The sequence below is a fragment of the Aurantimonas sp. A2-1-M11 genome (assembly GCF_036549475.1).
Taxonomy (GTDB): Bacteria; Pseudomonadota; Alphaproteobacteria; order Rhizobiales; family Rhizobiaceae; genus Aurantimonas.
This window is the reverse complement of record NZ_JAZHLI010000163.1, coordinates 1-2,547: the sequence shown is the minus strand read 5'-3', so window position 1 is coordinate 2,547 and position 2,547 is coordinate 1. Positions and strand designations below refer to the sequence as shown.

The following is a 2,547-nucleotide window of genomic DNA, read 5'->3' as shown; positions in this document are numbered from 1 at the left end:
ACCAAACCGAACCAGGGAGCGACAGCCAAAACTGACGACAACCACCACCCCAGCCGCAGCAGCACCAGCCAACTTGGCTGTCGCTGACCGGACATCATGGTTGACGCGCTACAGTCTGGGCCATGCCACCAATGGTCATGGCCCAGCCGAAGGTTCTTCCTCAATTTTTCAGCACCCGCCGGTAGAGTAGCAGTTAACGATGCGGAGATCTAAAAGGCAGCCAAGCAGTCCACCGCCGCCGCAGTTCAGCAAATCTGGCAGGGTTTGAAAATTTAACGCGCGACGCGTGAGCCGCGCCTGAGGTGCCGCCGTGCCGATTGAGATCGAACTTTGGTCAATACGATCCCTACCAGCTCGGTCTTGGTCGACCGTAGCACACGCACGAGCTCGGTTATTAGGCTTTCCGGCGTTTTGCCCCACTCGGCGACAATAACTACACCATCCAAAGCCGTGCTGATCGCCAGTTCATCAAACCCCGACGCGAGCGGGGGAAGGTCGACAATGATGATCTCGTAGGAATTCAAGGCCTTGAGCGCCGACTCCATTTGCGCCGGCGTGATCATCCGGCCTCTGCCCCACGCATGCTTTGGCAAGACGTCCAAACATAACGCCTTCGAAAACCTAATATGGCGCCTGATGGGGTCGAGTTCCGACCGAAAGTCTGCGCTGCGTTGATCGCGGCGAGGTCGAAGGACTGCCTTGGTCAGCGCAGAATGTCGGGCGTCGGCGTCGATCAGAAGCGTCTTGGTGCCCCACATCGCGTGGGATATGGCGAGGTTGCTCGCGACCGAGCTCTTGCCGTCCCCAGGCCATACGGACGTTACGCCGATGACTCGTATCGGGGCCGGATCGGCGAGGCTAATTGCTGCCTTGACGCGTCTCAAGCTCTCACTGAAATCAGACCCCGGATGCTTGGCTATCTCGTCGAATCGGCCGAAGCCGCAGAGCCGTCGGGCCGGCGGCAATTCTCCGAGGCAATTGATGTCGAGCCGGTCTTCGAGCTGGCGCCGTGAGCGGACGGTTCCGTCGAAGGTGCTGCGAACGAACGCGAACGCCACCCCGGCCATAAGCCCGGCGACAGCGCCTAACAAATGTACCAGGTTCGAGCGAGGGTGACTGGCCTCCAAAGGCCGAGAAGCCGGCGTGATGACGCGCGCATCCGCGACCGGGTAGAGTTGTTGGTTAGCCGACGAGGTGAAAGCCTGCAGGAAGCTCTCGTACATCTTGCGATAGGTATCGGCCGTCACCTCCAGTTCCTCGAGGGTCGGCCCGTCGCTGCTCTCACCGGCATTCTCGTCGGAAACCACCCTTCCGTCGGCCAGCACCGCGCCGAGCTGGCGGCCGACCCGGTAGTCATGCCTGGCGCGAAATTCCTGCGCGATTTGGGTGGCGAGGTTCATCTGTGTCCGCAGTTCCCCGAGCCGGCTCTCCAGCCAGGCGCTCCCCTCGCGGGCGGCGGTGGCCCTGGTCTCCAGCTGTTCGCTTACGTACGCGTCGGCCACGGCATTGGCGGTCTTGGCCGACTGTTCGGGATCCTTCGATTGGAACGAGATCTCGATCGCATAGGACACGCCGACGCGCCGCACCCCCAATCCGTTCTGGAAAGTCTCCATGGTCAGCCGATACCGCTCAAATTCCGGGAGCTCCGTCGCCACCGTGGCGGTCCAGCGGCTCAGCCAATTGCCGATGGCGGGAAAAGCCGGCGAATCGAAACCACCCGTCTCGGGCAGGCCGAAGGTGTCGACGATGACCGCCGCCAGCCTTTCAACGCGATCCCTCATCGTCGGGGTGCGGGCGTAGTTGAACACCGGATCCTCTACGAGTTTCAACTCGTCGATCACGATCATTGCGATCTTCTCCGATTGCAGAACTGCAATCTGACTTTCGATCTGTGCGGTATCGAGCGAAAGATTCACGTCGGCCGGCTGCTGCTGAAGCAACTGAGGTATCCGCGGGTCGATGAGGATCTGTGTCCTTGCGGTAAAGGTCGGGTCGGTCGTCGCGAGATAGAAAGCAGCGAAACCTAGCCCAATGACAACGGACAGAACTATCGAAACCGAATAAAGTCGGAAGAAGGCCATAAAGTCGCGGAAGTCGATGATCTCGCGACCGGACACGGCGGATGTAAGGCTTCTACCGGCGGGGATGCTGGACCATTGGCCATCTAGCATGGTGGCCTCCTCAGGCCGAGAGCAAGGCGCGGCCGGAGGAGTGCACCCTCCGCCGGCGAGGACGATTGGATTCCGACAGGGCCGGCAGGGGTGCGCCCCTGTGCTGAAAGTCGACGCGGCCTCCGATCTCCGAGGCGTTCTGGTCGTTCACCTTGAATGTTCATCGTGTTGCCGGCAACTCTTTTAGGAATGTCGAAGCGCAGTAAACGATGAGGCTAGCGGCGCGGGTCAAGGCGCGAAACACCTCCAAATGACGTAACACTGTAAGCGGTGGGCGACGGACATTGCCTTTTGGGCTTGACCGGTCCTGAGGGAGGTCTGCGGCCTTCGAGGCGCAAGGTCGCCTTCGAGTGCAACAAAGTTTGCAACGTTTGTT

Annotated in this window: 1 protein-coding gene; it reads right to left on the bottom strand. The window is 60.6% G+C overall.

Translation table 11 applies throughout. The annotated features are described in order from the left end of the window. Positions 1-272 precede the first annotated feature (272 nt). Entirely contained in the window at positions 273-2,171 is a 1,899-nt protein-coding gene (locus tag VQ042_RS25210) for a GNVR domain-containing protein (RefSeq protein WP_331822992.1), read from the bottom strand. Positions 2,172-2,547 lie beyond the last annotated feature (376 nt).